Here is a 24,134-nt window from a genome sequence, read left to right on the forward strand (position 1 = left end):
CCGTGGGGCGTCGACTTTGGAAGACTCGGCACATGTCCCCAGGTGACAGCCCAGTGCAGAACGCCGAACTCACCTTTCGCTCCCTGGGCGCCGCAAGCACGGTGACGGGCTCGAAACACCTTCTGGAAAGCGACGGCACGCGAATCCTGGTGGACTGCGGGCTGTTCCAAGGGGTGAAGAACCTGCGGGAGCTCAACTGGGCACCGCTGGCGGTCGACCCGTCCAGCATCGACGCAGTCGTCGTGACGCACGCCCACCTCGATCACACCGGCTACCTGCCCCGATTGGTGCGCGACGGATTCCGTGGGCCGATCGTGTCCACCGAGGCGACCGCCGCGGTGGCCGACATCATTCTGCGGGACAGTGCCAAGCTGCAGGAGCGGGACGCGGAGTTCCTCAACAGACACAAGGCCACCAAACACCACCCTGCCCTGCCGCTGTATGACAGTGACGACGCCCAGCGAGCCCTCGAGTTGTTCGACGCCCATCCGTTCGGGGAGGAGTTCAATCTGCCGGGGCGAGGGCCGGCAGTGACATTCCGCCGTGCCGGGCACATTCTCGGGGCGGCGACGGTCGACCTGGCATGGCACGGGCGGCGCATCGTCTTCACCGGTGATCTGGGCCGCTACGACGACCCGGTGATGCTCGATCCGGAACCGGTGCCGGCCGCGGACTACCTGGTGATGGAATCGACCTACGGCGACCGCCTGCACGGTCATGCCGACCCCGGCGAGGCCCTCGCCGAGGTCATCGACGCCACGGTGGATCGCGGAGGCACCGTGGTGATTCCGGCGTTCGCGGTAGGGCGGGCTCAGGCGCTGCTCTACTACCTGTGGCGGCTGCACTCCGCCGGCCGACTGCCGGGCATTCCGATTTACCTCGACAGTCCGATGGCGATCAATGCCAGCGACCTACTGGGCGCCTTTCCCCGTGACCACCGCCTGCCGCCGGAGGTCTACGACGACATGTGTGCGCTGGCCACCTATACGCGCGATACCGACGAGTCCAAGAAGATCACGGCCAGTCGCGAGCCCAAGATCGTGATCTCGGCCAGTGGTATGGCCACCGGTGGCCGGATCCTGCACCACCTCAAGGCGTTCGCTCCGGATCCGCGCAACACGATCATCGTGACCGGATATCAGGTGCCCGGTACCCGCGGCCGATCCATCGCCGCCGGCGAACCGTACGTCAAGATCCACGGCGAGTGGATCCCGATCAATGCACAGGTGGCGAACCTGCAGATGCTGTCCGCGCACGCCGATGCCGACGAACTCATCCGATGGGCCGGCGGGTTCGTCACTGCGCCGCGACAGGTGTTTGTGGTTCACGGTGAACCGCAGGCGGCGGACACCCTACGGCGACGTCTGGATCGTGAGTTCGGCTGGCAGGCAACGGTTCCCCGGCCGAACCAGCAGTTCAGTCTGTGAGGTGTGCGAAGTCGGCGACGAACCGCCGCGGCAGCGGCCACGCCGGCCCCGGATCAGACCGACAGGTCGCGGCGTAGCTTCGCGACGTGGCCGGTGGCGCGAATGTTGTACTGCGCCACCGCGATCTTGCCCTTCTCGTCGACGACGAACGTCGAACGGATGACGCCCTGCACCGTCTTGCCGTACATCTTCTTCTCGCCGTAGGCGCCCCACGCCTCGAGAACTTTGCGGTCAGGGTCGGACAGCAGCGGGAAGGTGAGATTCTCCGCGTCGCGGAACTTGGCGAGCTTCTCGGGCTTGTCGGGGGAGATGCCGACGACGTCGAGGCCTGCCTCGTTGAGTTCGCCGAGGCTGTCCCGGAAGTCGCAGGCTTCCTTGGTGCAGCCCGGCGTCGATGCGGCGGGGTAGAAGTAGACGATGACCTTGCGGCCCTTGTAGTCGGCGAGCTTGACGGTGTTGCCGTCGGCGTCGGGGAGGCTGAACGCGGGCGCTGTGTCGCCCACCTCGAGTCGGGGGGTCTGCGGCATGGGTGTGCTGTCCCTTCAAGCGGTCCGAGTCGGGTGCTGCTCGTTCGGTCGACCGGACGCTCGCGTGCGCACCGGCTCAACTAGGGTAGTTCGACAAGAACTGTTGGTCGGGGCGCGGCCGGCGCTGAAGGCGCCGAAGGCATTGGAGGTAAAAGTGGCGGACCGGGATCCCGACACCATCAAGGCTGAGATCGATCAGGCGCGTGAGCAGCTTGCGATCACTGTCGACTCGCTGGCCGTCCGGGCGAATCCCCGGCGGATCGCCGACGACATCAAGGCCGGCGTGATCCGCTTCGTCCAGAAGCCTCAGGTGGCTGTCACGCTGGCCGGGGTCGGCGTCGTGGTCGTTGTGCTGGTGGTTCGCCGTATCCGGCAATCCTGAGCGGTCGGGTCAGCGTCTGCGACCGGCCCGGAACCAATCGGAGAACGAAAAGCCCGGCGGATTGGCGACACGGCCGATCCGGGTGCAGTTGTGCACCGCCACCAGCCGTTTCCCAGCTACGCCCCTAGCCGAGTCCTCGCCGTCGGCACCGGTGCCGACCAGATCGCCCGGGCTTGACATCAGCAAATTCCTCGATTCTTCTTCTCCAGCTCCGCGCGGTGTCATCCCGCGTCGCGTCAGCTAACTGCACGATAACACTCGATATCGTCTTTGCCCAGCACAAAGCCCATGTCGCTCGCGATCTCGTGATATCTCGTTACTGTTCGGCCCGGATGAAGCGTCGGCCACACCGATCACGGGTGAGTGGCTACTAGCACATGACCGGGCCGAGTAGATCGCAATTGGACTGAATTAACGCGATCGTAAAGCCGTTACGGTCAGTGACTTGCGGCGGCGGACCGCGGGTCCACCATGCGAAGAGGCGGCCGGCGTCCTCTACGCTGACGCTGATCTGACGACGAGCGAAGGAGACGCGCAATGGCGTGGTTTCTGGCCCTGCAAGGTCCGGCGCAGCCAAGCCATCAGGCATCGGTCTACGAACTGCAGGATTCGACCGATGTGGACAAGCTCGCTGCGGAGCTGGCCAGTGCGGTGACCCTGGACCGGGTGGTCGCCATTCCGGCGATGCTCCCGCAGAACACCCGCAAGCGGCAGAAGGTCACCCTGTATGTGCGTCCGGCCGCGTGGGGCATGTGGACGTTCTACGAGCTGTCCGAAGAGGACAAGCGTCAGCTGATGAAGGACAACCCTCTGGTGCAGGCGATCCAGCAGCACCAGCGCGAGCACACCGGGCCGGCCGGACAGGTCAACCCGCTGATGGGCCAGCCCGGGGCGGGTGGCCTCCGCCGCTGACCCGCGGGGGAGTATTACGGATCTGCGCACTGCCGGCCGAGCCACTGTCCGGACGCTGTACGTTTCTCAGGTCACGTCTCGGTAACGCTCAACCTGGTAGGTGCTTCGTGCGGCTTAGTTTTCTCGCCTTGTCGGCAGGCCTGTTGGTCCTCGGTGCCGCCGGCGGCCCGGTGGCGTCGGCGGAGCCCGCCGGCGAGCCGGTCCTGGCCGAGGCCGCGGCCGCGGACGCGCCTCCGGCGCCGGAGGGCGCCGTAGTGTCCCCGCCGCCGTCGACGACTTCCGGTCCCGACGGGTGGACGCTTACCGTGGGCGCCAAAGACGAGACTCAGCGCCCCATTCCGCCCCTGACGACCGCGCTGTCGACCCGCGAGTACGAGGTCGGTGGGACGTTCACCGCGGCGATGACGCACCCCGAGGAGGACGAGGCGTCGCGCGGGGAACTGGAGGTCGGGTATCAGATCGGCTGCGGCATCGACATGAGCACCTTCAACGGGGTGTCCCTGACGGGAACCGCCGGCATCACCCCGTCAATCGGCATCCTCGGTACCGACGTCATCTCACCGTTCCCCGAAGGCGTGTTGCCCGGTGTCGCCGGCAACCTCGGTGGCGGCATCACGATCGGCCTCAAACCGGGAATCATCAACGTCGTAACGGTCACCCAGAAGGAGTTCACCGGCGCCGAACCTTGGGTCATGGTGAAGGGCTTCCGCATCAAGATCGACGGGTGCGTCGGCGAGTCGTTCATCCGCTCGTACGCGGTGTTGACCCGCTCGACGGATGTCTCCGACGCCGTGCTGGCGTACTACGGCGAGACGAAGAAGGTGTAGGGCTCCTCCGTCACCCAGTGCTTTGACGTTCGACGCACGCAGTTAACAGAGACTTTCGGCCCCAGGGGGCAGAGTCGGCGCATCTCCGTCGACGGCAGCTCGAATGCGCCCGGTTGTCCCGGCGACGTGGCCGGACGACGCGTAATGTCGGGCCCGTTGGCCGATTCGTAGGGTCCAAGGACCCCATCGATCATGCCTACGGAATGGATACATTCGATCCTGAGCCGATGACCGAAGCCGCAAGGCGGCTTCCGACTCGACTGGTGAGGGTGGGTCACTTCGACGACGATGGGTATCTGAGCGTGACAGAAAGCCTCGACGACGGCGGTCCGGCGCCCTGTGTGGCGGATTCCCAGCCGCGGTCCGGTGCCCGATGAACGCGGACATCGAGACGGTGCTCCGGCGTCACCGCTACGACGGAACGCGGTTGCTCGACATCCTGTGGGACATCCAGCATCTGTTCGGCCACATCCCCGATGAGCACCTCCCGCAGGTGGCGGCGGCACTGAATCGGACTGTGCTGGATATCGTGGAGACGGCCTCGTTTTATCACTTCTTCCACACCACGCCATCGGGACGGCACCGGATTTACTTGAGCAACACGGTGATTGCCAAGATGAACGGTTATCAGGCGGTGCACGACGCACTCGAGCTGGAGACCGGGGCCCGGTTCGGAGGAACCGACGAGGCCGGGATGTTCGGCCTGTTCGAAACGGCGTGTATCGGCCTCAGTGATCAGGAACCGGCGATGCTGCTCGACGGGGTGGTGTTCACCCGGCTCACGCCCGGCGCCGTTGCCGACATCGTCGCGCAACTGAAGGCCGGCCGGGTTGCTGCAGACATCGTCAATCCCGCCGGCCTTCCCGAGGACGGCATCGCCTATATCGACACTCTGGTGGAGTCCACGGTGCGGACCAGGGGCCCGGTGTTCTTCAGCGGCGATGTGGATCACGCGATGACGCTGAAGCGCTGCCTGGCCAATACCCCGGAGCAGACCATCGACATGATCAGCGAGTCCGGTCTGCGCGGATTCGGCGGCGCGGGCTTCCGCACCGGGCTGAAGTGGCGCCTGTGCCGGGCCGCGCCGGGTGAGGACAAGTACGTCATCTGCAATGCCGACGAGGGTGAGCCCGGAACATTCAAGGACCGGGCGCTGCTGACCCGCTCACCCAAGGACGTCTTCCTCGGAATGGTCATCGCGGCCTACTCGATCGGTGCCCGCGACGGAATCCTTTATCTGCGAGCCGAATACGCCTACCTCGCGCGGTACCTGCAGCGCCAACTTCAGGAGCTTCGCGACGATGGGCTGCTCGGCGCCGACATCGGTGGCCTGCCCGGCTTCGATTTCGACATCCGCATCCAGCTGGGCGCCGGCGCGTACATCTGCGGCGAGGAATCGGCGCTGATCGAGTCCTGCGAAGGCAACCGGGGCACGCCTCGGCTGAAACCGCCCTACCCGATCCAGGAGGGTTACCTCGGCAAGCCCACAACAGTCAACAACGTCGAAACCTTCGCCGCCGCAAGCCGGGTGACCGCCGAAGGTGCCGAGTGGTTCCGGAGCATGGGGACAGCAGATTCGGCAGGAACCCGACTGCTGAGCGTCGCAGGCGACTGCAGCGCACCCGGCGTCTACGAGGTCGAGTGGGGTATCACCCTCGACGACGTGCTGGCGATGGTGGGTGCGCCGGACGCCCGTGCCGTCCAAATCGGTGGTCCGTCAGGCGAATGTGTGTCGGTGGCGGTGGACGGGCGGCGCCGCATCGCCTACGAGGACATCCCGTGTAATGGGGCTGTCACCATCTTCAACGCCACGCGCGACCTTCTCGAGTGCGTCACGGACTACACGAAATTCTTCGCCGACGAATCGTGTGGCATCTGTGTTCCCTGCCGGGCAGGCACCGTCGACCTCCACGACACGATGCGACGCATCCTCGCAGGCAATGGGACCCGGCAGGATCTGGACGACGTGGCCGGTCGGGGTGCGCTGATCCGGTCCACCAGTCGGTGCGGTCTCGGGGCCACCGCAGCCAATCCCATCTTGACGACCCTGACCAAATTCCCGGAGATGTATCAGGAGAGGCTGTGCGCTCAGGCTGACACGCTGCTGCCTGCGTTCGATCTCGATGCGGCCCTCGCGGGGTACGGCAAGGCACTCAGCGAACTGAAGGCAGACGGGGCGCTATGAGCATCCGGATCGAGATCGACGGGGTGTCGGTACCTACCGAGGTGAACAGGGTCCTCGTCGACGTCGCCGCAGACGCCGGTGTGTACATCCCGACGCTGTGCTACCTCAGGGACAAGCCGTGCCTGGGGACCTGCAGGGTGTGCTCCGTAAAGGTGAACGGCGTCGTGATGGCGTCCTGTACGGTTCGCGTGTCCGACGGGATGACGGTCGAGGTGGACGAACCGGAGATCGCGGATCTCCGGAAGGCTTTGGTGGAGTTGCTGTTCGCCGAGGGCAACCACAACTGTCCGAGTTGTGAGAAGAGCGGTCGCTGCACACTGCAGGCGGTCGGCTACGAGGTGGACATGCTGGTCTCCCGATTCCCGTACCGGTTCCCGCAGCGGGAGCGGGACCACGCGTCCGCACGGATATGGCTGGAGCGCGATCGCTGCATCTTCTGCCAACGCTGTGTGGAATTCGTGCGTGATGAAACCACCGGACAGAAGATCTTCAGTATCAGCGGCCGCGGCGCCGAGTCCCGAATCGAAGTCGACGCCGAACGTGCCGACGCGATGCCCGCCGAACAGGTCCGCTACGCCGTCGATATCTGTCCCGTGGGTGCCATCCTGGAGAAAGGAGTCGGCTACGACGTCCCGATAGGCCGACGCAAGTATGAGGTGAAATCCGTCCGGGAGCGGACCCTCGACGCGGGGGCAAGGGAGGCTGAACCGACGTGACCGACGGCATCTGCTCGCACGAAATGTCCTCGACACCAATGGATCCAACGGTGAGCGCCGCCCGGGAGGGGAAGCTCAGGGTGGCGATGATCAGCCTGTGCGGCTGCTGGGGATGCACACTGTCGTTTCTTGACATGGACGAGCGGATCCTGCCGCTGCTGACGAAGGTCACCATTCACCGCTCCTCGCTGACCGACATCAAGAGGATCACCGAAAGGTGCGCGATCGGCTTCATCGAGGGGGGTGTGGCCAACGAGGACAACATCGAGACCCTGCGGCACTTCCGGGACAACTGCGACCTCCTGATTTCGGTCGGGGCGTGTGCGGTCTGGGGCGGTGTCCCCGCGATGCGCAATGTCTTCGAGCTGAAAGACTGTCTGGCCGAGGCATACCTCCACTCGCCGACCGCGGTCCCGGGTGCCGAACCTGTCATCCCGTCGCACCCGGACATCCCACGGCTCACCACCAAGGTCTACCCGTGTCACGAGGTGGTCAAGATGGACTACTTCATTCCCGGGTGCCCGCCGGACGCGGACGCCATCTTCACCGTCATCGACGACCTGATCCAAGGTCGTCCGGTCGCGTTGCCACGCTCGCTGAACCACTATGACTGATCTCGGAGGCATCGCGTGAGCAAGAAGCTCGTCATCGACCCGGTCACCCGGATCGAGGGCCACGGCAAGGTGACCGTGCACCTTGACGACGACGGCAATGTCGTCGATGCCAGGCTGCACGTCGTCGAGTTCCGCGGTTTCGAGAAGTTCGTTCAGGGCCACCCGTACTGGGAGGCGCCGATGCTGATGCAACGCATCTGCGGCATCTGTTTCGTCAGCCACCATCTGTGCGGGGCCAAGGTACTCGACGACATGATCGGAGCCGGCACGGCAGCAGAAGTCCGGGTGACGCGGACCGCCGAGAAGATCCGCCGCCTCGGCCATTACGCGCAGATGCTGCAGTCACATGCCACGGCATACTTCTACCTTGTGGTTCCCGAGATGATGTTCGGGATGGACGCCGCCCCCGAGCAGCGCAACCTCCTGGGCCTGATCGAGGCGAACCCCGAGTTGATGCGGCGAGTGATCATGCTGCGCAAGTGGGGCCAGGAGGTCATCAAGACGGTCTTCGGCAGGAGAATGCACGGCATCAACTCGGTGCCCGGAGGCGTCGACAAGAATCTGAGCCGCGCCGAGTGCGATCGTCTGCTCGACGGCGAGGAGGGGCTTGCGTCGTTCGACGACGTGATGGACTACGCCCAGGACGGTCTTCGCCTGTTCTACGACTTCCACGAGAAGCATCGACGCCAGGTGGACGGTTTCGCGAAGGTCCCCGCCCTGAACATGTGCCTTGTCGACGCTGACGGCAACGTGGACTACTACCACGGCGCACTGCGGATCGTCGACGAAAACAAGCGCATCGTCCGGGAATTCGACTATCACGACTACCTCGATCATTTCTCCGAGGCCGTCGAACCGTGGAGCTACATGAAGTTCCCCTTCCTGAAAGATCTCGGGAGGGAAGAGGGTTCGGTCCGGGTGGGGCCGCTGGCCCGGATGAACGTCACGAATTCGCTGTCGACGCCGCTCGCTCAGGAGGCGCTCGAGCGTTTCCACGCCTACACCGGCGGTTCGCCGAACAACATGACGCTGCACACGAATTGGGCGCGCGCGATCGAAGTGCTCCACGCAGCGGAACTGATCGGCGAGTTGCTCCGCGACCCTGAGCTGCACGGTGATGACCTGGTTGTCACTCCCGGAGACGATGCGTGGGTCGGTGAGGGGATCGGTGTCGTCGAGGCCCCCCGCGGAACGTTGCTCCATCACTATCGAGCCGGGGTCGGAGGCGACATCACCTTCGCCAACCTCATTGTGGCCACTACGCACAACAACCAGGTCCTCAACCGCACAGTGCGCTCGGTGGCCGAGGACTATCTGGTTGGCCATGGTGAGATCACCGAAGCGATGATGAACGCCATCGAAGTCGGGATTCGCGCGTTCGACCCCTGCCTGAGTTGCGCGACCCACGCCCTGGGCCAGATGCCGCTGATTGTGACGGTCCACGGTCCGGCGGGGGATGTCGTCGACGAACGCGTCCGGTCGTGAACCTCGGCGACTTCGACGACGACTCCTGCCTGATCTACGGGATCGGCAACGTGGGCCGACAGGACGACGGTCTCGGCTGGGCATTCGTCGATTGGCTTGAGGCGCAAGGCCGTTGCCCTTCAGCGCAGTTGCAGCGAAGCTATCAGCTGTTGATCGAGGACGCCGACCTGATCAGCACCAAGAGACGGGTGTTGTTCGTCGACGCCACCAAAGACGAATCGGTGACGTCGTTCGAATTGCGTCGCCCGGCGCCGAGGATGGACTTCACCTTCACCTCCCACGCGATCTCGGTCCCCGCCATCATGGCCACCTGTGAGCAGTGTTTCGGGTGCTTGCCGGAGGTGTACGTCCTCGCGATCAGGGGCTTCGAGTTCGGACTCGCCATGGGTTTGACACGCGCAGCTCAGCGAAATCTGGATATCGTGACGGCCTGTCTGTCGTCGCCGGGTCCGGTGGGTAACGCCACCACGGCCACCACGGGCGGCACTCGGCCTCACAGGACTGCAGCGGTGTCCTCAGACTCCCACCGCTGAGACCAAAGACCCTACGGTCCCACTTCGCGAAGGGGGACCGTAAGGCAGTACCACTGCGCTCGGGACCAGGGCGGGGTGGGGGTGTCCACGGAGGGTCGGTGACGATGTGACGAGCGTCCGCAAGTCGCCATGACGCACCGCGCGGTCTATCCGCGACTCGTCCGCGAACTCGAGCGGCCGATCGTCGTTCTGGGCCGAATCGGTGACATGGCGTTGTTCTACGCCAGGGCCGCCGCAGGCGTTCCCTATGCCTTGCGCTTCTACCGTCGGGACATTCTCCGGCTCATCGCCGAGATCAGCATGGGGGCGGGGACCTTGGCGATGATCGGTGGAACACTGGTCATCGTCGGTTTCTTGACGTTGGCCACCGGCGGAACGCTGGCGGTACAGGGGTACAGCTCCTTGGGCGACATCGGCATCGAGGCTCTGACCGGCTTCCTGGCGGCGTTCATCAATGTCCGGATCTCCGCTCCGGTGGTGGCCGGTATCGGCCTGGCAGCGACGTTCGGTGCGGGCGTGACCGCACAACTGGGCGCCATGCGAACCAACGAGGAGATCGACGCACTGGAAGCAATGGCGATACGCCCGATCTCGTTTCTGGTCAGTACCAGGCTGATCGCAGGTATGGTCGCGATCACGCCGCTGTACTCCGTTGCCGTCATTCTGTCGTTCCTGGCCAGCCGATACACCACCGTGGTGCTGCTGGGGCAGTCGGCAGGCCTGTACGACCACTACTTCGCGACATTCCTGAGCCCGATCGATCTGTTGTGGTCCTTTGCCCAAGCCGTCCTGATGGCTGTGGCGATCTTGTTGATACACACATACTTCGGCTACAACGCCACCGGTGGGCCTGCCGGTGTCGGGGTGGCGACGGGGGATGCGGTTCGCACGTCTCTCGTCGTGGTCGTGTCGGTCACTCTGATCGTCTCGCTCGCCGTCTATGGGGCGGGCGGCAACTTCAATCTGGCGGGCTAGACCGACCTGGCGGGCTAGAGCGACCCCCTTACCATGGTCCGTAGTCGCCGCTGTTGGCCTGCCGCAACGCGCTGACGTAGTTCACCCGTTCGTGGGCCGCCTCGTCCGTCCCGATCGGCACCGCGAGCAGCCCGCGGAAATCGTTGATCGCGGCGTATCCCTTGCGGGACATCCAGTGCCGTAACCCGTCGAGCAGGACGGCGGCGTAGTCCGGGCCGTGGCGCAGAAGCGCCGACGCGGTCATCACCACATCCGCGCCCCCCAGCAGGTACTTGATCAGCTCGACCGGACCCTCCACGCCGGTGGTCGCAGCAAGCGAAGCCCCGATCCGTCCGTGCAGCAACGTGATCCATGTCAGCGGTAGTCGGACTTCCGCGGCCCGGGACAACAGGATCCCCGGCGCCACCGCCAACGTCTCGGTGTCGATGTCGGGCTGCAGGAACCGGTTGAACAACACCAGTCCGTCCGCGCCCGCCAGGTCCAGCCGCCGGGCCATGTCAGCCGTCGCACTGAAGTACGGGCTGAGCTTCACCGCCACCGGAATGGTCACCGCGTCCTTGACCCGGGCCAGGATGTCGAGGTGACGCTGCTCGACGTCGCGTCCGGACAGGTGCGCGTCACCGGGCAGAAGGTAGACGTTCAACTCGACGGCGGCCGCCCCGCAATCCTGGATCGATCGGGCGTACCCGGCCCAACTGCCGGGTGTACTGGCGTTGATGCTGCCGATCACCGGAATCGCGACCGCTTCGGCCGCGCGCTCGAGCAGGCTCAGGTAACGGCGCGGGCCATGGTCGACGCCGGTGCCTTCCGGAAAGTACGACAGCGACTCGGCGAAGCTGTCCGTGCCTGCTTCGGCCAACCGCGCGTTCTGCCGGGCTTCGCGCCGCACCTGTTCTTCGAACAGTGAATAGAGGACCACCGCACCGACTCCGGCATCGGCCAGGCGCCGCACGCCGTCGACGGTCTTCGACAGCGGGGAGGCCGACGCGACGAGCGGATTGCGCAGGTTCAGACCCAGATAGCGGGTGGAAAGATCCATCATGGTTCCCTGCGTGCGTCGGGGCGGAGGTGCTCGCGTTTCGTGCTTCTCTGCTGGGAAGCCATGGCCTCGTAGACATTCCAGCGCTGCTCGATCGCCTGCTCCGCCAATCCGAGCAGGCGCTCCGCTTCCACCGGATCGGCGTTGGACAGCGAGCGGTACCGCAGTTCCCGGTCTCGGTAGTGCTCGAGCGCGATTCGTGGCCGGTGCGAATCGAGCAGGAACGGATTCTTGCCCGCGGCACGCATCACCGGGTCGAACCGGAGCAGCGGCCAGTGCCCGCTGGCGACGGCGCGGTACTGCTGGTCCATCCCGAGGCGCATGTCGATGCCGTGCGCGATGCACTGGCTGTAGGCGATCACCAGCGACGGCCCGTCATAGGCTTCCGCTTCGCGGAAGGCCTGCAGCGTCTGCTGCGGGTCGGCTCCCATCGCCACCCGGGCGACGTAGACGTTTCCGTAGGCAATCGCCTGGAGTGCAAGATCTTTCAACGGCACCGTCTTGCCTGCGGCCGCAAACTTCGCCACAGCACCCAGCGGGGTCGCCTTGGACATCTGACCGCCGGTGTTCGAGTACACCTCGGTGTCGAGCACCAGCACGTTGACGTTGTGCCCGGTCGCCAGCACGTGGTCGAGGCCACCGGAGCCGATGTCGTACGCCCAGCCGTCGCCGCCGACGATCCACACGCTGCGCCGGACCAGGTGGTCGACCACGCTGAGCAGATCAGTCGTGACGGCGGCATCGAGGCAGGCGAGGCGGTCTCTGAGCTCGGCCACTCGCTCCCGCTGGGCCGCCAATTCCGACTCCCGCCGTTGCGGCGCATCGAGAATCGCATCCACGAACGCGCCACCCAGCGTGTCGCGCAGTTCTGTCAGGCGCCGCCGGGCCAGCCGGACGTGTGCGTCGCCGGCCAATCGCATTCCGAGCCCGAACTCCGCGTTGTCCTCGAACAGCGAGTTCGACCACGCCGGACCCCTGCCCTCGGCGTTGGTGGTCCACGGCGTCGTGGGCAGGCTGCCGCCGTAGATGGACGAGCAACCAGTCGCGTTGGCGACCATCAGCCGGTCACCGAACAGCTGTGAGAGCAGTTTGACATAGGGTGTTTCGCCGCAACCCGCGCAGGCGCCGGAGAACTCGAACAGCGGTTCCAGGAACTGCGTGCCACGCACGGTGCCGAAGTCCACCCTGGACCGGTCGTTGGTCGGTAGCGACTCGAAGAACCCTACGTTCTCCCGCTCGGTGGCCATGCGCGGTTCGGCGGGGCCGAGGTTGATCGCCTTGGTGGCGGTGGGGCCGGGGATGACGACCGGACAGGCCTCGACGCACAACCCACAACCGGTGCAGTCTTCGGTGTACACCTGCAGCGAGAACCGGGCGCCGGGCAGGCCGACGGCATCCAGTGGTGCGGAGTCGAAGTCTGCAGGCGCCCCGGCCAGCTGGGACCCGTCGTAGAATTTGGAGCGAATCACGCTGTGCGGACACACAAAACCGCAATTGCCGCACTGGATACAGGTGTCCGGATCCCACACGGCGACAAGCTCGGAGATGTTGCGCTTCTCGTAGGCGGTGGTGCCGCTGGGATAGGTGCCGTCCACCGGAAGTGCGCTGACCGGCAAGGCGTTTCCGCGGCCGGCCATCATCTCCGCGGTGACGGTGCGGACGAACTCCGGGGCCGATTCGGGCACCGGCGGCGGAACTACCCGGATGGAGGTGGCCGACGTCGGCACCTCGATCCGCTGCAACCCGGCCACCGCCCCGTCCACCGCCGCCAGTTCCGCGGCCAGCACGTCGGGGCCGCGGTTGCCGTACGTCTTGCGGACCGAATCCTTGATCCGGTCGATCGCGCGGTCACGCGGGAGCACCTCGGAGATCGCGAAGAAACAGGTTTGCAGGACGATGTTGATGCGGCCCGGCAGTCCGGCCGCACGGGCGATGCGGTCGGCATCGACGATGTAGAGCGTGATCTTCTTGTCCAGGATCTGCTCCTGGACCCGGCGGGGCAGCGCGTCCCAGATCCTCTCCGCCGGAAGCCGGCAGTTCAGCAACAGCGTGGCGCCGGGGGCGGCCCGGCCGAGGACATCGACCTTGTCGAGGAAGCGGAACTGATGGCAGCCGATGAAGTTGGCCGCGGTGACCAGGTAGGGCGCCCGAATGGGATGCGGCCCGAAGCGCAGGTGTGACTCGGTCTGCGACCCTGACTTCTTCGAGTCGTAGACGAAATAGGCCTGAGCATGTAGTCCCGGCTCCGACCCGAGGATCTTGATCGTGTTCTTGTTCGCGCTCACGGTTCCGTCTGAACCCAACCCGAAGAACACCGCCCGGACCGTCTCGGGTGACTCGATGTCGAACGACGGGTCGTACTCCACGCTGGTCCTGGACACGTCGTCGTCGATACCGACGGTGAACTGCCGCCGCGACCGCTCACTCGCGAGTTCGGCGAGCACCCCGGCCACCATGGCGGGGGTGAACTCCTTCGAGGACAGGCCGTATCGCCCGCCGGTGACGCGAGGCATGGCCGCGCGGTCACCGTCTGCGCAGGCTCCGGCGAGCGCCGCGACCACATCCAGGTACAGCGGTTCGCCGATCGAACCGGGCTCCTTGGTGCGGTCCAGCACACCGACGGCGCGGACCGTCGCCGGGAGCGACTCGAGGAACGCCGCAGTGGGGAACGGCCGGTACAACCGCACCTGTACGACGCCCACTCGCTCACCACGGTCGACGAGGGCGGCGACCGTCTGCTGCACCGTTTCGGCCCCGGATCCCATCAGCACCAGCACGCGTTCGGCTTCGGGGTGCCCGCTGTAGTCGACGATGTGCATCGCCCGACCGGTGCGCTCGCCGAGGCGCGCCATCAGGTCCTCGACCACGCCGGGGACCCGCGCGTAGAACGGGTTGACCGTCTCGCGAGCCTGAAAATAGACATCGGGATTCTGCGCGGTGCCGCGGATGAACGGCCGTTCGGGGGAGAGCGCCCTCTCCCGATGCGCCCAGATCAGTTCCTCGGGAACCAGCGACCGCAGGTCGTCGTCGGACAGCGTCTCGATGGTGTTGATCTCGTGGGAGGTCCGGAATCCGTCGAAGAAATGCACGAACGGAACCCGGGTCGCGAGCGTCGCCGCCTGCGCGACCAGCGCCAGGTCGTGGGCTTCCTGCACCGAGGCGGATCCGAGCAGCGCGAATCCCGTCTGCCGCACCGCCATCACGTCGGAATGGTCCCCGAAGATCGACAATCCCTGTGCGGCAATCGATCGTGCCGCCACGTGGATGACGGCCGAGGTGAGTTCCCCGGCGATCTTGTACATGTTCGGGATCATCAAAAGCAGGCCCTGTGACGAGGTGTAGGTGGTGGTCAGTGCGCCACTCTGCAGGGCTCCGTGGAGCGCTCCGGCTGCACCGCCTTCGCTCTGCATCTCCACCACGGTGGGGACAGCGCCCCACACGTTGGTCCGCTCTGCGGCCGACCATTCGTCGGCCAGCTCGGCCATCGGCGACGACGGGGTGATCGGGTAGATGCAGCACACCTCGTTGAGCCGGTAGGCCACCGAGACCGCGGCCTCGTTGCCGTCCACCGCGACCCGCATCAGGTCGGCTCCCCGAACATCTCGATGGCGTGTACCGGGCATTGATCGGCGCAGACCGCGCAGCCGGTGCACTTGTCGTAATCGAACCGATAACGTTGGCCCACACCAAGTTTGATCACCGCATCCTCGGGGCAGGCGCCGAGGCAGCCGTCGCATTCGAAGCAGTTGCCACACGACAGGCAGCGCCCCGACTCGTACACCGCCTCGTCGGTGGACAGACCGCCGACGACCTCGTCGAAACCCTGCACACGTGTGGTGGCCTCCAGTTCAGGTTGCCTGCGTTGCGCGGTGTCCCCGAAGTACCAGAGGTGCAGCGCGTCGAACGTGGCCGTCGGATGTTTGGGCGGGCGCCCGGCCGACGCCCCGCGCAGCCAGGCGTCGATGTGTCGGGCCGCCTTCTTCCCGTGGCCCACCCCCACAGTCACCGTGCGCTCACTGGGCACCATGTCGCCACCGGCGAATACGCCCGGACAGCCGGTCATCAGTGACGCCGAGACGAGCACGCTGCCGTCGGCGTCGAACTCCACTCCGGGCAGCGTCCGCATGAAAGCCGACTCCGTCTGCTGGCCGATCGCCATGATCAGGGTGTCAGCGGGCAGCGTCTCGAAACGTCCGGTCGGCTGTGGCCGACCCGAATCGTCGAGTTCCATGACCTCGACCTGGATATCGGGACCGTCGAAGGCGGTGATGGTTCGTAGCCAGTTGATCCGAACGCCCTCGCGTTCGGCGTCCTCGGCTTCTTCGGCGTGGGCGGGCATCTGATCGCGGGTACGACGGTAGAGGATCACCGTGTCCTCGGCGCCGAGCCGGCGGGCGACGCGCGCAGCGTCCATCGCGGTGTTGCCGCCACCGTAGACGGCGACCCGACGGCCGATCGCCGGAGCGTCGCCGGAGGCCACGCTGCGCAGGAACGACACCGCGTCCATCATCGGAGCCGCGTCACGCACCGGGATGTCGACGCGCTTCGCCAGGTGCGCGCCGACGGCGACGAAGACGGCATCGAATCCCCCCTCGTCCCGTTCGGCGGCGAGATCGTCGACCCGGTGGTCACAGGTCAACTGCACGCCCATGGCGGCGATCCGGTTCAGTTCGTCATCCAGCACGTTGCGCGGCAACCGGTAGTTCGGAATGCCATAGCGCATCATCCCGCCCGGCCCGGCGCCCGCGTCCCGGACTTCGACGTGGTGGCCGAGGCGCGCCAAGTGGTAGGCAGCAGACAGGCCACTGGGCCCCGCGCCGACGACAAGGACCCGCTTTCCGGTGCGGGTCGACGGCGGTTCGAACATCCAACCGCGCTCGCGGGCAAGGTCACCGAGGAACCGCTCGACGGCATGGATCGACACCGCGGCGTCGAGACGACCTCGGTTGCAGACAGTTTCGCAGGGGTGATAGCACACCCGGCCATGGATCGCGGGAAAGGGATTGTCCGCCGTCAGCTGCCGCCAGGCGGCTTCGTGCCGTCCGGCGGTGGTGTGCGCCAGCCAGGCCTGGATGTTCTCGCCGGCCGGGCAACCGGCATTGCAGGGCGGTAACAGATCGACGTACACCGGTCTGCGGTCGCGCACCGGGCCGGCCCGGGAGTGCCCCTCGGCAAGGTTCGCGAGCGGCGTGACGTCGTCGAAACCCGGCATCGGTCAGCCCGGGAACCGGACGGTGGTTCCCGGCATCAGTTGAACGACCTGACCGCGGCACTCCACCTCGATTCCAGCGGCGTCTCGTGGATCCACGCTGATGATCACGCCCTTTCCGCTGACCCTCAGGTGCAGGTGCAGGCCGCGATAGTGGATCGGTATCGCCAGCACGCCAAGGGATTCCGGCCAGTACGGGGACAGGATGATGCGGTTGGAACGAGTCTCCAGCCCGGTGAAGCAGCGCTGCATTAGGTCGACGGTGCCCGCCATGGCCGCCAGGTGGATGCCTTCGGAGGTGGTGCCGCCCTGGATGTCGGAGACGTCCGACTTCAACGCCTGCTGGAAGAACTCCAGGGCGCGATTGCGGTTGGCCCTGGCGAGTACCCAGGTGTGGACGACACCGCTGAGCGTAGACCCGTGTGATGTGCGGGCCAGGTAGTAGTCCACCATCTTCGGCACCTGCTCGGGCAGGAAACGGTAGCCGAGTCGGTCGAGTATCTCCCGCAACTCGTCGGCCGAGAGTAGATAGAGCAGCATCAGCGCGTCGGCCTGCTTCGACGCCTTGTAGCGGTTCACGTCGTCGTTCTCCGCCTCCAGGATGCGGTCCAGACGCTGGATGTTGCCGTACTGCCGGCGAAGACGATCCCAGTCGAGATCCGCCAGATCCCCGTAGCCCTCGAACTGGCTGATGACGCCGTCGTGGAACGGGACGTACATCCGCCTGCTGACGTCGTCCCAGTGGGCCAGCTCCTCGTTGTGCAGCCCGAGCGCCTCCAGCAGGTCGAGGCGGTTGGGCAGGGGGAGCAGGTTCAGTGCGTCGATCGCGCGCATGATCACCCATACCGCCATGACGTTCGTGTACGCGTTGTTGTCGATGCCGTCATAGGGAGCTTCGGGGTAACCGGAGTGGAATTCGTCGGGGCCGATGACGCCTTTGATCCCAAACCGTTCCCGGTCTTCGTCGTAGCTGGCCAGGCTGACGAAGAATCGTGCGACCTCGGCGATCAGTTCCGCGCCGTAGTCGATCAGGTACGCGAGGTCGCCGGTGACCTGGTAGAACTTCCACGCACTGTAGGCGACGGCGATGCCGATGTGGTGCGCGCGGGCGCTGGCGTCGGGGTTCCAGCGGCCGCTGCGCGGATTGAGGTGCAGCCGTTGACTTTCCTCGCGCCCGTCGCTGCCGGACTGCCAGGGAAACATCGCACCGGAATGGCCCGCCGCGCGGGCGGCGTGCCGCGCCTCGGGCAGACGACGGTAGCGGTAACCCAGCAGGGACCGGGTGATCATCGGCGCCCGCAGGTTGAGGACGGGGAAGATGAACAGTTCGTCCCAGAAGATGTGCCCGCGATACGCCTCACCGTGCAGTCCGCGTGCAGGTACCCCGGCATCGAGGTCAGCGGTGTTGAGTGACACCGTCTGCAGCAGATGCAGTAGATGCAGCCGCAGGATCCGCAACTCGTCGGTGAAATCGTCGAAATCGATCGACAGCCGTTCCCACAGGTGCGTCCAGGCGGTTCGATGTCCGTCCAGCAACTCGTCGAATCGGCCGAGCCGGGTGACCCAGCGCTGCGCATTCACGCCGGGTTCGGAGATCGCGACGTCGCGCCCGGTGTAGACCGTGACGACCTTCTCGAGCGTCACCGCATCCCCGGCCGACAGGTGGACCGCTATGTCGTGGCCGATCTCGGCGCCCTGATCGAACAGCGCGAAGGCGGCCGGGACGGGCTCGCCGTCGCGCCACACGGTGTTGCGTGCGGCCATCGCGATGGGAATGCGGGATTGGTTGGTCTGCATGGTCAGCAGGACGGAGTTGTTCGAGAGTTCCTGTGTGTCAGCCGAATCGAGATGCTCGTTGGCCAGGTCGCGGTAACGCTCGACCAGCGAGTTCGTCACGTTCCCGTCGACGGTCGAGCGGAATTCGATCGTCCCTGACCAGTCTTCCGCGACGACCGTCGTCTCGAGCGCGCCGGCGTGGGGCAGGTGCATGGCCACGAACCGTCGTTGCGTCAACGAGCTCGTCCGCCCGGCGTGGTCGCGGAAGCGGACCTGCCGGGTCAGCACCGCCCCCCGAAGGTCGAGCGTCTGCCGGTAGGACAGCACGGTGACCGCGTCGATGTCGAACCAGTCGCCGTGGTCGACACGGAAGGTCAACGCGAGCCAGTTGGGCAGGTTGACCAGACTCTCGTTGTCGATCTCGGTTCCCGACACGTTGTCGACGAGGCGGTTGTACACCCCGGCCGCATAGGTGCCCGGGTAGTGCACCTGCCCGGCCTTCGACTCGGGCGCGGCACCGCGGGTGGCGAAATAGCCGTTGCCCACGGTGCACAACGCCTCGCGGAGCTTCTCGTTCTGCGGGTCGTATCCGTCGAAGACGTAATCCCACGCCTCACCCGAGACCTGATGTTTGTAGGCCAGCCACCGCGATCCGCGTTGGATGAACTCACGCACCTGCTCCGGACTTTGGAGGGTGAAGTTCGCGGCGGTCTTGCGGTCGCCGTCCTCGTCATGCCCGACGACGATCCCGATGCCGTCGAACCGGACCGCATCGAAGGCGTCCTCGTCGGTCAGGTCGTCGCCGATGTAGATCGGCAGCAGTGAGCCGGACGGGTCGATGCGGTCGCGGATCCAGGCCAGGGTGGTGCCCTTGTCCCAGTCGAGGTCGGGCCGCAGCTCGACGAGCATCCGCCCACTGGTCACCCGCAGGCCGCGACGCGCACCGAGTTGATGTGTGGCCGAGACGATCTCGCTGACATGCTCCGGTGCCACCTCGCGGTAGTGCACCGCGACGGCAAAGCGCTTGTGCTCGACGCGCACTCCTGCGATCTGGGCCAGGGTCTTGTTCAACTCGGCGGCGGCCTCCTCCAGGACCGGCACGAACACGGCAGCGGCATCGTTGCAGTGATAAGCGCCGTCCGGTGAGGTCAACTCGAAGCCGTGACTGCCTGCATACCAGACGCCGGGGGTGCCGACCCGGGCGCTGACGTCGGCGAGGTCGCGCCCGCTCAGGATGGCCACCGGGCACACCTTGGAGACGAGTTCGAGCGCCTCGTCGGCACCCTCGACGAGCCTGGCCGCGGCAGGGTCCGAGACGATGGGGGACAGCGTGCCGTCGTAGTCCAGGAACAGCATGGACTCGCGCGCGCTGGTGATGCCGATCAACTGGCCGTAGGAAGCCAGCGCGTTCGGCAGTTCTGAGATCCGCCTGTCACCCGTGCGGACGGCGATGTCGGCGAGACCGGCGAGCACGACGTCGGCACCGTGGCGGGTCAACTCGTCGGCAACCCCCGTACCGTCGATGCCGACCACGAGCGCGAAACCGCCGGCACGGCCGGCCGCTACGCCTGCCGCGGAGTTCTCGACCACGACGCATCGCTGCGGTCGCGCTCCGATCCGCCGGGCGGCCTCCAGAAGCACTGCGGGATTGGGCTTCTCGGCCGTTCCGCGGTCGCCCTCCATTCCGTCGATGCAGACGCCGAACAGGTCGTCGATGCCGGCGGCCTTCAGCGCCTGCCTGCACTGTCCATTCGACGAGTAGGCCGCCGTGGCGACCCCGATGCTCTGCAACTTCCTGGCCAGATCGACCGTAGGCCCGAAGAGCGGGGCCTCACTGGTCAGCGCGCCGTCGAGGTCGAGCAGCACCGCGTCGTGGTACCGCGGATCGATGGTGACAGGGAGCTTCATCGGGCCGACGCCAACTGTCGTTCCAACTCCAGGACCTGGCGGGTGGTCTTGACCACGGTGTCGGGATTCAGGCTCATCGAGTCGATGCCGATCCGGACCAGGAACTCGGCCATGTCCGGATAGTCCGAGGGGGCCTGGCCACACAACCCGGAGTGAATCCCGTTGCGGCGACAGCCTTCGACGGCGAGCCGGATCATCTCCTTGACGCCCTCATCGCGTTCGTCGTAGTCGAAGGCGACGACCTCGCTGTCACGGTCGACCCCGAGGGTGAGCTGGGTCAGGTCGTTGGAGCCGATGGAGAAGCCGTCGAAGCGCTTGGCGAACTGGTCGATCAGGATGACGTTGTTCGGGATCTCGCACATCGCATACACCTTGAGCCCGTTCTCGCCCCGCTTCAGGCCGAGGTCGGCCATCGTCTGCAGGACGAGATCGGCCTCGGCGACTCGGCGCACGAACGGCAACATGATGATGACGTTCGTCAGTCCCATCTCGTCGCGCACCCTGCGCATCGCGCGGCATTCGAGAGCGAATCCCTCGGCATAAGCCGGATGGGCGTAGCGGGAGGCGCCGCGGAAGCCGAGCATCGGGTTGCTCTCCAAAGGTTCGAAGCTCTGGCCGCCGACCAGGCTGGCGTATTCGTTGGTCTTGAAATCCGACATTCGCACCACGACAGGCTTGGGCCAGAACGCCGCGGCGATCGTGCCGATTCCTTCGGAGAGCCGTTCGACGAAGAACTCACTGCCGTCGGCATAGCCCTGGGTGAGCCGAGCGATCGTCCGGCTCGCCTCGGAGTCGGTGACCCGCTCCGGGTGCAGAAGGGCGAGTGGGTGGACCTTGATGTACTCGCTGATGATGAACTCCATGCGCGCGAGTCCGACTCCGTCGTTGGGCAGAAACGAGGTCTTGAAGGCAAGGTCGGGATTGCCGAGGTTGAGCATGATCTCTGTTCGTGGCCTGGCGATGTCGCCGACCTCGGTGCGATCCACGTGGAAACCCACCGCACCGTCGTACACACGGCCGGTGTCACCCTCGGCGCAGGAGACCGTGACCACGGCTCCATTGGGCACACTCGTGGTCCCGTCCCCGGTGCCCACCACTGCGGGGATGCCGAGTTCGCGCGCGATGATCGATGCGTGGCAGGTGCGACCGCCCCGGTTGGTGACGATCGCGGCGGCGGTCTTCATGACCGGCTCCCAGTCCGGTGTGGTGGTGTCTGCGACGAGCACCTCGCCGGGCTTGAATTCCGACAGCTGCGCCAGGTGCTCGATCCGGCGCACGGCGCCCGAGGCGATCTTCTCACCGACCGAGCGTCCCTCGGTGAGGATGTCGCCGTGCCCGTCGAGTACGTAGGATTCCAGAGCTGTCACGCTGTGCTGGGAGGCCACCGTCTCCGGGCGGGCCTGGACGATGTAGAGCTTTCCGTCGAGACCGTCCTTTGCCCACTCCATGTCCATCGGCCGGCCGTAGTGCGCCTCGATCGCACACGCATAGCCGGCCAGTTCGAGCGCGTCGTCGTCGGTGAGGCAGAAGCGAGCACGATCGGCCTTCGGGGTGGGAATGTTGCGCGTCGTGTTCTTCGTCTCGCCTTCGACGAGAATCATTTTCACGGCCTTGTCGCCGAGCAGGCGGCGCAACACGGCGCGGTGGCCGGCGAGATAGGTGGGCTTGTGCACGTAGAACTCGTCGGGGTCCACGGCGCCCTGGACCACGTTCTCACCCAATCCGTAGGCGCCGGTGATGAATACGGCATCGCGGAACCCGGACTCGGTGTCGATGGAGAACATCACCCCGGAGGAGGCGATGTCGGAACGCACCATCTTCATCACCCCGATGGACAGCGAGACCTTGAAGTGGTCGAAGCCCTGGTCGATCCGGTAGTGGATGGCCCGATCGGTGAAAAGGCTGGCAAAGCACCGGCGGCAGGTGTCGAGCAGACTCTCCTCGCCCTTGATGTTGAGGTAGGAGTCCTGCTGTCCGGCGAAGCTGGCGGTCGGTAGGTCCTCGGCGGTCGCAGAACTGCGTACGGCGAGGCTGACCTCCTCGCCGTACTCCCGCTGCAGTGCGCGGTAGCCGTCCAGGATCTCGGCGGCCAGGTCGTCGGGAAGCCCTGCGCCGTAAACGATCTCCCTGGCCCGTTTCGCCTTGCGCGCGAGCGCGGCGACGTCGTCGGGGTCCAGGTCGTCGAGTTCGGCATGCAGCCGTTCCCAGGCACCTGCTTCGTCCAACATGTGGCGATAGGCGGCCGCGGTGATCGCGAACCCGTGCGGGACGCGCACCCCCTGGGCGGACAGGTTCTGGATCATCTCGCCGAGCGAAGCGTTCTTGCCGCCGACCAGCGGTACGTCCTCGATGCCGAAGTCCTCGAAGAAGCGAACGTACTCAGACGTACCCATGAACTGTCCTCTCGTCGCGAAGTCGATGCCGCTCAACGACCTCAACGTCCCACAGCGGTCGGTGGTCAGACAGGGCCGAAGGTCACCCGCATGAGGGGACGGCCGACCCGCAGTCACGGTGTCGGGCCGTCACCGACATGGAGAGCCCGGACATCCTCGCTTCAAGACTGCGACGCGACTGTCTGTTTCAGCGGTCGGCGGCCGGGACCGTCAGGTCGACCGGGTCGGGAGTCCGGTCGAAGAGTCGCTCGACATCGGCGCGGGTGCACGACGCCGTTCCCGGGGTCATGAGCATGGCAGCGCCCGCGGCGATACCCAGTCGGACGGACTTGGGCAGCCCCCACCCGCGGCCCAGCCCACAGGTGACGCCGGCGACCATGGCGTCGCCCGCCCCGACACCGCTGCCGGGAGGCACCTCGACCGCCGGGTAGCGCTGGGCCCCGTCGGCGGTGACCAGCAGGGCGCCCTGGGCGCCCAGCGACACCAGGACGTTGCGTGCGCCTCCCCGCTCGATGAGTTCTCGGGCCGCCGCCACCTGTTCCGCCTCGCTGCCCAACTCGCGGCGGACGCACTCACGGAGCTCCCGGATACTGGGCTTGAGCAGGTAAACGTTGCCGCCCGTGAGGTGCTGCAAACCGCCGCCGGAGGCGTCGAGAACCAGGGGGGCGTCCAGCTGTGCGCACACATCGGCGATCCGGTTGTAGAACTCCGGTGAGACGCCGGGCGGGAGACTTCCGCTGGCGACCACGAAATCGGCCGACGCCGCGACCTCGCGGAGTTGGTTCAGGCATTCCGTCTGTTCGGCGGCCGTCAGGGTCGGCCCAGGCAGTACGAAGCGATACTGGCGCTGGGTGCGGAGTTCGTTGACCGTGATGCTCTCCCGGGTAGAACCGGCGATCGGGATCATGTGCGCCGAGATGCCGATAGCCTCCAGCATGTCGGCGAACAGATCACCACTGGCGCCGCCTGCGGGAAACAAGGCCACCACCGAGGCGCCGAGGGTCCGGGCCACCCTGGCGACATTGATGCCACCGCCGCCCGGGTCGTAACGCGCTGCGCTGCAACGCATTTTCTCCGTCGGCATGACGATTTCGGTGCTGGTGGCGATGTCGAGCGCCGGGTTCATGGTCAACGTGACGATCCGCGAACCACTCACCGGAGAGCGTACGTTCGTGATGTCGGTCATCGATAACCCGCCTTCCGTCCGGCTTCGACCCTAGGGGCGC

Annotated in this window: 17 protein-coding genes; 10 read left to right on the forward strand and 7 right to left on the reverse strand. The window is 66.1% G+C overall.

The window, feature by feature from the left end; all coding sequences use genetic code 11:
• Positions 1-32 precede the first annotated feature (32 nt).
• Complete coding sequence (locus BN976_RS15290) at positions 33-1,427, forward strand: MBL fold metallo-hydrolase RNA specificity domain-containing protein (RefSeq protein WP_036371716.1); 1,395 nt, start codon at positions 33-35, stop codon at positions 1,425-1,427.
• 53 nt (positions 1,428-1,480) lie between these two features.
• On the opposite strand, the gene bcp is transcribed toward BN976_RS15290, so the two are convergent.
• The gene (gene bcp, locus BN976_RS15295) at positions 1,481-1,954 is read right to left on the reverse strand and encodes a thioredoxin-dependent thiol peroxidase (RefSeq protein ID WP_011781275.1); all 474 of its coding nucleotides are present in this window, start codon (positions 1,952-1,954) and stop codon (positions 1,481-1,483) included.
• Positions 1,955-2,108: 154 nt separating this feature from the next.
• On the opposite strand from bcp, the gene BN976_RS15300 reads away from it, so the two are divergent.
• The 9 genes from BN976_RS15300 (at position 2,109) to BN976_RS15340 (ending at position 10,583) form a co-directional block, all read left to right on the forward strand.
• On the forward strand, positions 2,109-2,336 hold the full coding sequence (locus BN976_RS15300) for a DUF3618 domain-containing protein (RefSeq protein WP_011781274.1): 228 nt from the start codon (positions 2,109-2,111) through the stop codon (positions 2,334-2,336).
• A 537-nt stretch (positions 2,337-2,873) separates the two neighbouring features.
• On the forward strand, positions 2,874-3,248 hold the full coding sequence (locus BN976_RS15305) for a hypothetical protein (RefSeq protein ID WP_011781273.1): 375 nt from the start codon (positions 2,874-2,876) through the stop codon (positions 3,246-3,248).
• A gap of 128 nt (positions 3,249-3,376) precedes the next feature.
• Positions 3,377-4,075 carry an MspA family porin gene (locus BN976_RS15310; protein ID WP_036371719.1) on the forward strand — a complete coding sequence of 233 codons (699 nt, stop codon included), beginning with the start codon at positions 3,377-3,379 and terminating at the stop codon, positions 4,073-4,075.
• 373 nt (positions 4,076-4,448) lie between these two features.
• Entirely contained in the window at positions 4,449-6,260 is a 1,812-nt protein-coding gene (locus tag BN976_RS15315; protein WP_036371721.1) for an NAD(P)H-dependent oxidoreductase subunit E, read from the forward strand.
• The gene (locus tag BN976_RS15320) at positions 6,257-6,976 is read left to right on the forward strand and encodes a 2Fe-2S iron-sulfur cluster-binding protein (protein WP_011781270.1); all 720 of its coding nucleotides are present in this window, start codon (positions 6,257-6,259) and stop codon (positions 6,974-6,976) included. Before BN976_RS15315 ends, BN976_RS15320 begins: the two co-directional genes overlap by 4 nt.
• A gap of 50 nt (positions 6,977-7,026) precedes the next feature.
• Positions 7,027-7,590: an NADH-quinone oxidoreductase subunit B family protein gene (locus BN976_RS15325; protein ID WP_235622055.1), complete on the forward strand. Its 564-nt coding sequence runs from the start codon at positions 7,027-7,029 to the stop codon at positions 7,588-7,590.
• 15 nt (positions 7,591-7,605) lie between these two features.
• The gene (locus tag BN976_RS15330; RefSeq protein ID WP_036371727.1) at positions 7,606-9,075 is read left to right on the forward strand and encodes a Ni/Fe hydrogenase subunit alpha; all 1,470 of its coding nucleotides are present in this window, start codon (positions 7,606-7,608) and stop codon (positions 9,073-9,075) included.
• Positions 9,072-9,608: a hydrogenase maturation protease gene (locus BN976_RS15335; protein ID WP_011781267.1), complete on the forward strand. Its 537-nt coding sequence runs from the start codon at positions 9,072-9,074 to the stop codon at positions 9,606-9,608. The genes BN976_RS15330 and BN976_RS15335 overlap by 4 nt, the downstream gene beginning before the upstream one ends.
• Positions 9,609-9,737: 129 nt before the next feature.
• Positions 9,738-10,583 carry an MlaE family ABC transporter permease gene (locus BN976_RS15340; protein ID WP_011781266.1) on the forward strand — a complete coding sequence of 282 codons (846 nt, stop codon included), beginning with the start codon at positions 9,738-9,740 and terminating at the stop codon, positions 10,581-10,583.
• 28 nt (positions 10,584-10,611) lie between these two features.
• On the opposite strand, the gene BN976_RS15345 is transcribed toward BN976_RS15340, so the two are convergent.
• The 6 genes from BN976_RS15345 to BN976_RS15370 form a co-directional block, all read right to left on the reverse strand.
• Positions 10,612-11,622 carry a dihydroorotate dehydrogenase-like protein gene (locus BN976_RS15345; RefSeq protein WP_011781265.1) on the reverse strand — a complete coding sequence of 337 codons (1,011 nt, stop codon included), beginning with the start codon at positions 11,620-11,622 and terminating at the stop codon, positions 10,612-10,614.
• Positions 11,622-15,206, reverse strand: a complete 3,585-nt coding sequence (nifJ, locus tag BN976_RS15350) for a pyruvate:ferredoxin (flavodoxin) oxidoreductase (RefSeq protein ID WP_036372280.1) — start codon at positions 15,204-15,206, stop codon at positions 11,622-11,624. Before nifJ ends, BN976_RS15345 begins: the two co-directional genes overlap by 1 nt.
• On the reverse strand, positions 15,203-16,834 hold the full coding sequence (locus tag BN976_RS15355; RefSeq protein ID WP_011781263.1) for an NAD(P)-binding protein: 1,632 nt from the start codon (positions 16,832-16,834) through the stop codon (positions 15,203-15,205). The genes nifJ and BN976_RS15355 overlap by 4 nt, the downstream gene beginning before the upstream one ends.
• 3 nt (positions 16,835-16,837) lie before the next feature.
• Positions 16,838-20,515 (reverse strand): trehalose-phosphatase, encoded by a 3,678-nt coding sequence (gene otsB, locus BN976_RS15360; protein WP_036371730.1) that lies wholly within the window; start codon positions 20,513-20,515, stop codon positions 16,838-16,840.
• Positions 20,512-22,908: a phosphoenolpyruvate synthase gene (ppsA, locus tag BN976_RS15365; protein ID WP_036371748.1), complete on the reverse strand. Its 2,397-nt coding sequence runs from the start codon at positions 22,906-22,908 to the stop codon at positions 20,512-20,514. Before ppsA ends, otsB begins: the two co-directional genes overlap by 4 nt.
• Positions 22,909-23,095: 187 nt before the next feature.
• Entirely contained in the window at positions 23,096-24,094 is a 999-nt protein-coding gene (locus tag BN976_RS15370) for a 1-phosphofructokinase family hexose kinase (protein ID WP_011781260.1), read from the reverse strand.
• Positions 24,095-24,134: the final 40 nt, after the last annotated feature.

The sequence above is a fragment of the Mycolicibacterium austroafricanum genome, from assembly GCF_000612725.1.
Taxonomy (GTDB): Bacteria; Actinomycetota; Actinomycetes; order Mycobacteriales; family Mycobacteriaceae; genus Mycobacterium; species Mycobacterium austroafricanum.

What these genes read in the sequence shown, in the direction of transcription:
- BN976_RS15345 (WP_011781265.1), bottom strand. Translation starts at nt 11,622, where the DNA reads ATGGATCTTTCCACCCGCTATCTGGGTCTGAACCTGCGCAATCCGCTC.
- BN976_RS15370 (WP_011781260.1), bottom strand. Translation starts at nt 24,094, where the DNA reads ATGACCGACATCACGAACGTACGCTCTCCGGTGAGTGGTTCGCGGATC.
- BN976_RS15320 (WP_011781270.1), top strand. Translation starts at nt 6,257, where the DNA reads ATGAGCATCCGGATCGAGATCGACGGGGTGTCGGTACCTACCGAGGTG.
- BN976_RS15340 (WP_011781266.1), top strand. Translation starts at nt 9,738, where the DNA reads ATGACGCACCGCGCGGTCTATCCGCGACTCGTCCGCGAACTCGAGCGG.
- BN976_RS15315 (WP_036371721.1), top strand. Translation starts at nt 4,449, where the DNA reads ATGAACGCGGACATCGAGACGGTGCTCCGGCGTCACCGCTACGACGGA.
- otsB (WP_036371730.1), bottom strand. Translation starts at nt 20,515, where the DNA reads ATGAAGCTCCCTGTCACCATCGATCCGCGGTACCACGACGCGGTGCTG.
- BN976_RS15355 (WP_011781263.1), bottom strand. Translation starts at nt 16,834, where the DNA reads ATGCCGGGTTTCGACGACGTCACGCCGCTCGCGAACCTTGCCGAGGGG.
- bcp (WP_011781275.1), bottom strand. Translation starts at nt 1,954, where the DNA reads ATGCCGCAGACCCCCCGACTCGAGGTGGGCGACACAGCGCCCGCGTTC.
- BN976_RS15305 (WP_011781273.1), top strand. Translation starts at nt 2,874, where the DNA reads ATGGCGTGGTTTCTGGCCCTGCAAGGTCCGGCGCAGCCAAGCCATCAG.
- BN976_RS15290 (WP_036371716.1), top strand. Translation starts at nt 33, where the DNA reads ATGTCCCCAGGTGACAGCCCAGTGCAGAACGCCGAACTCACCTTTCGC.
- ppsA (WP_036371748.1), bottom strand. Translation starts at nt 22,908, where the DNA reads ATGGGTACGTCTGAGTACGTTCGCTTCTTCGAGGACTTCGGCATCGAG.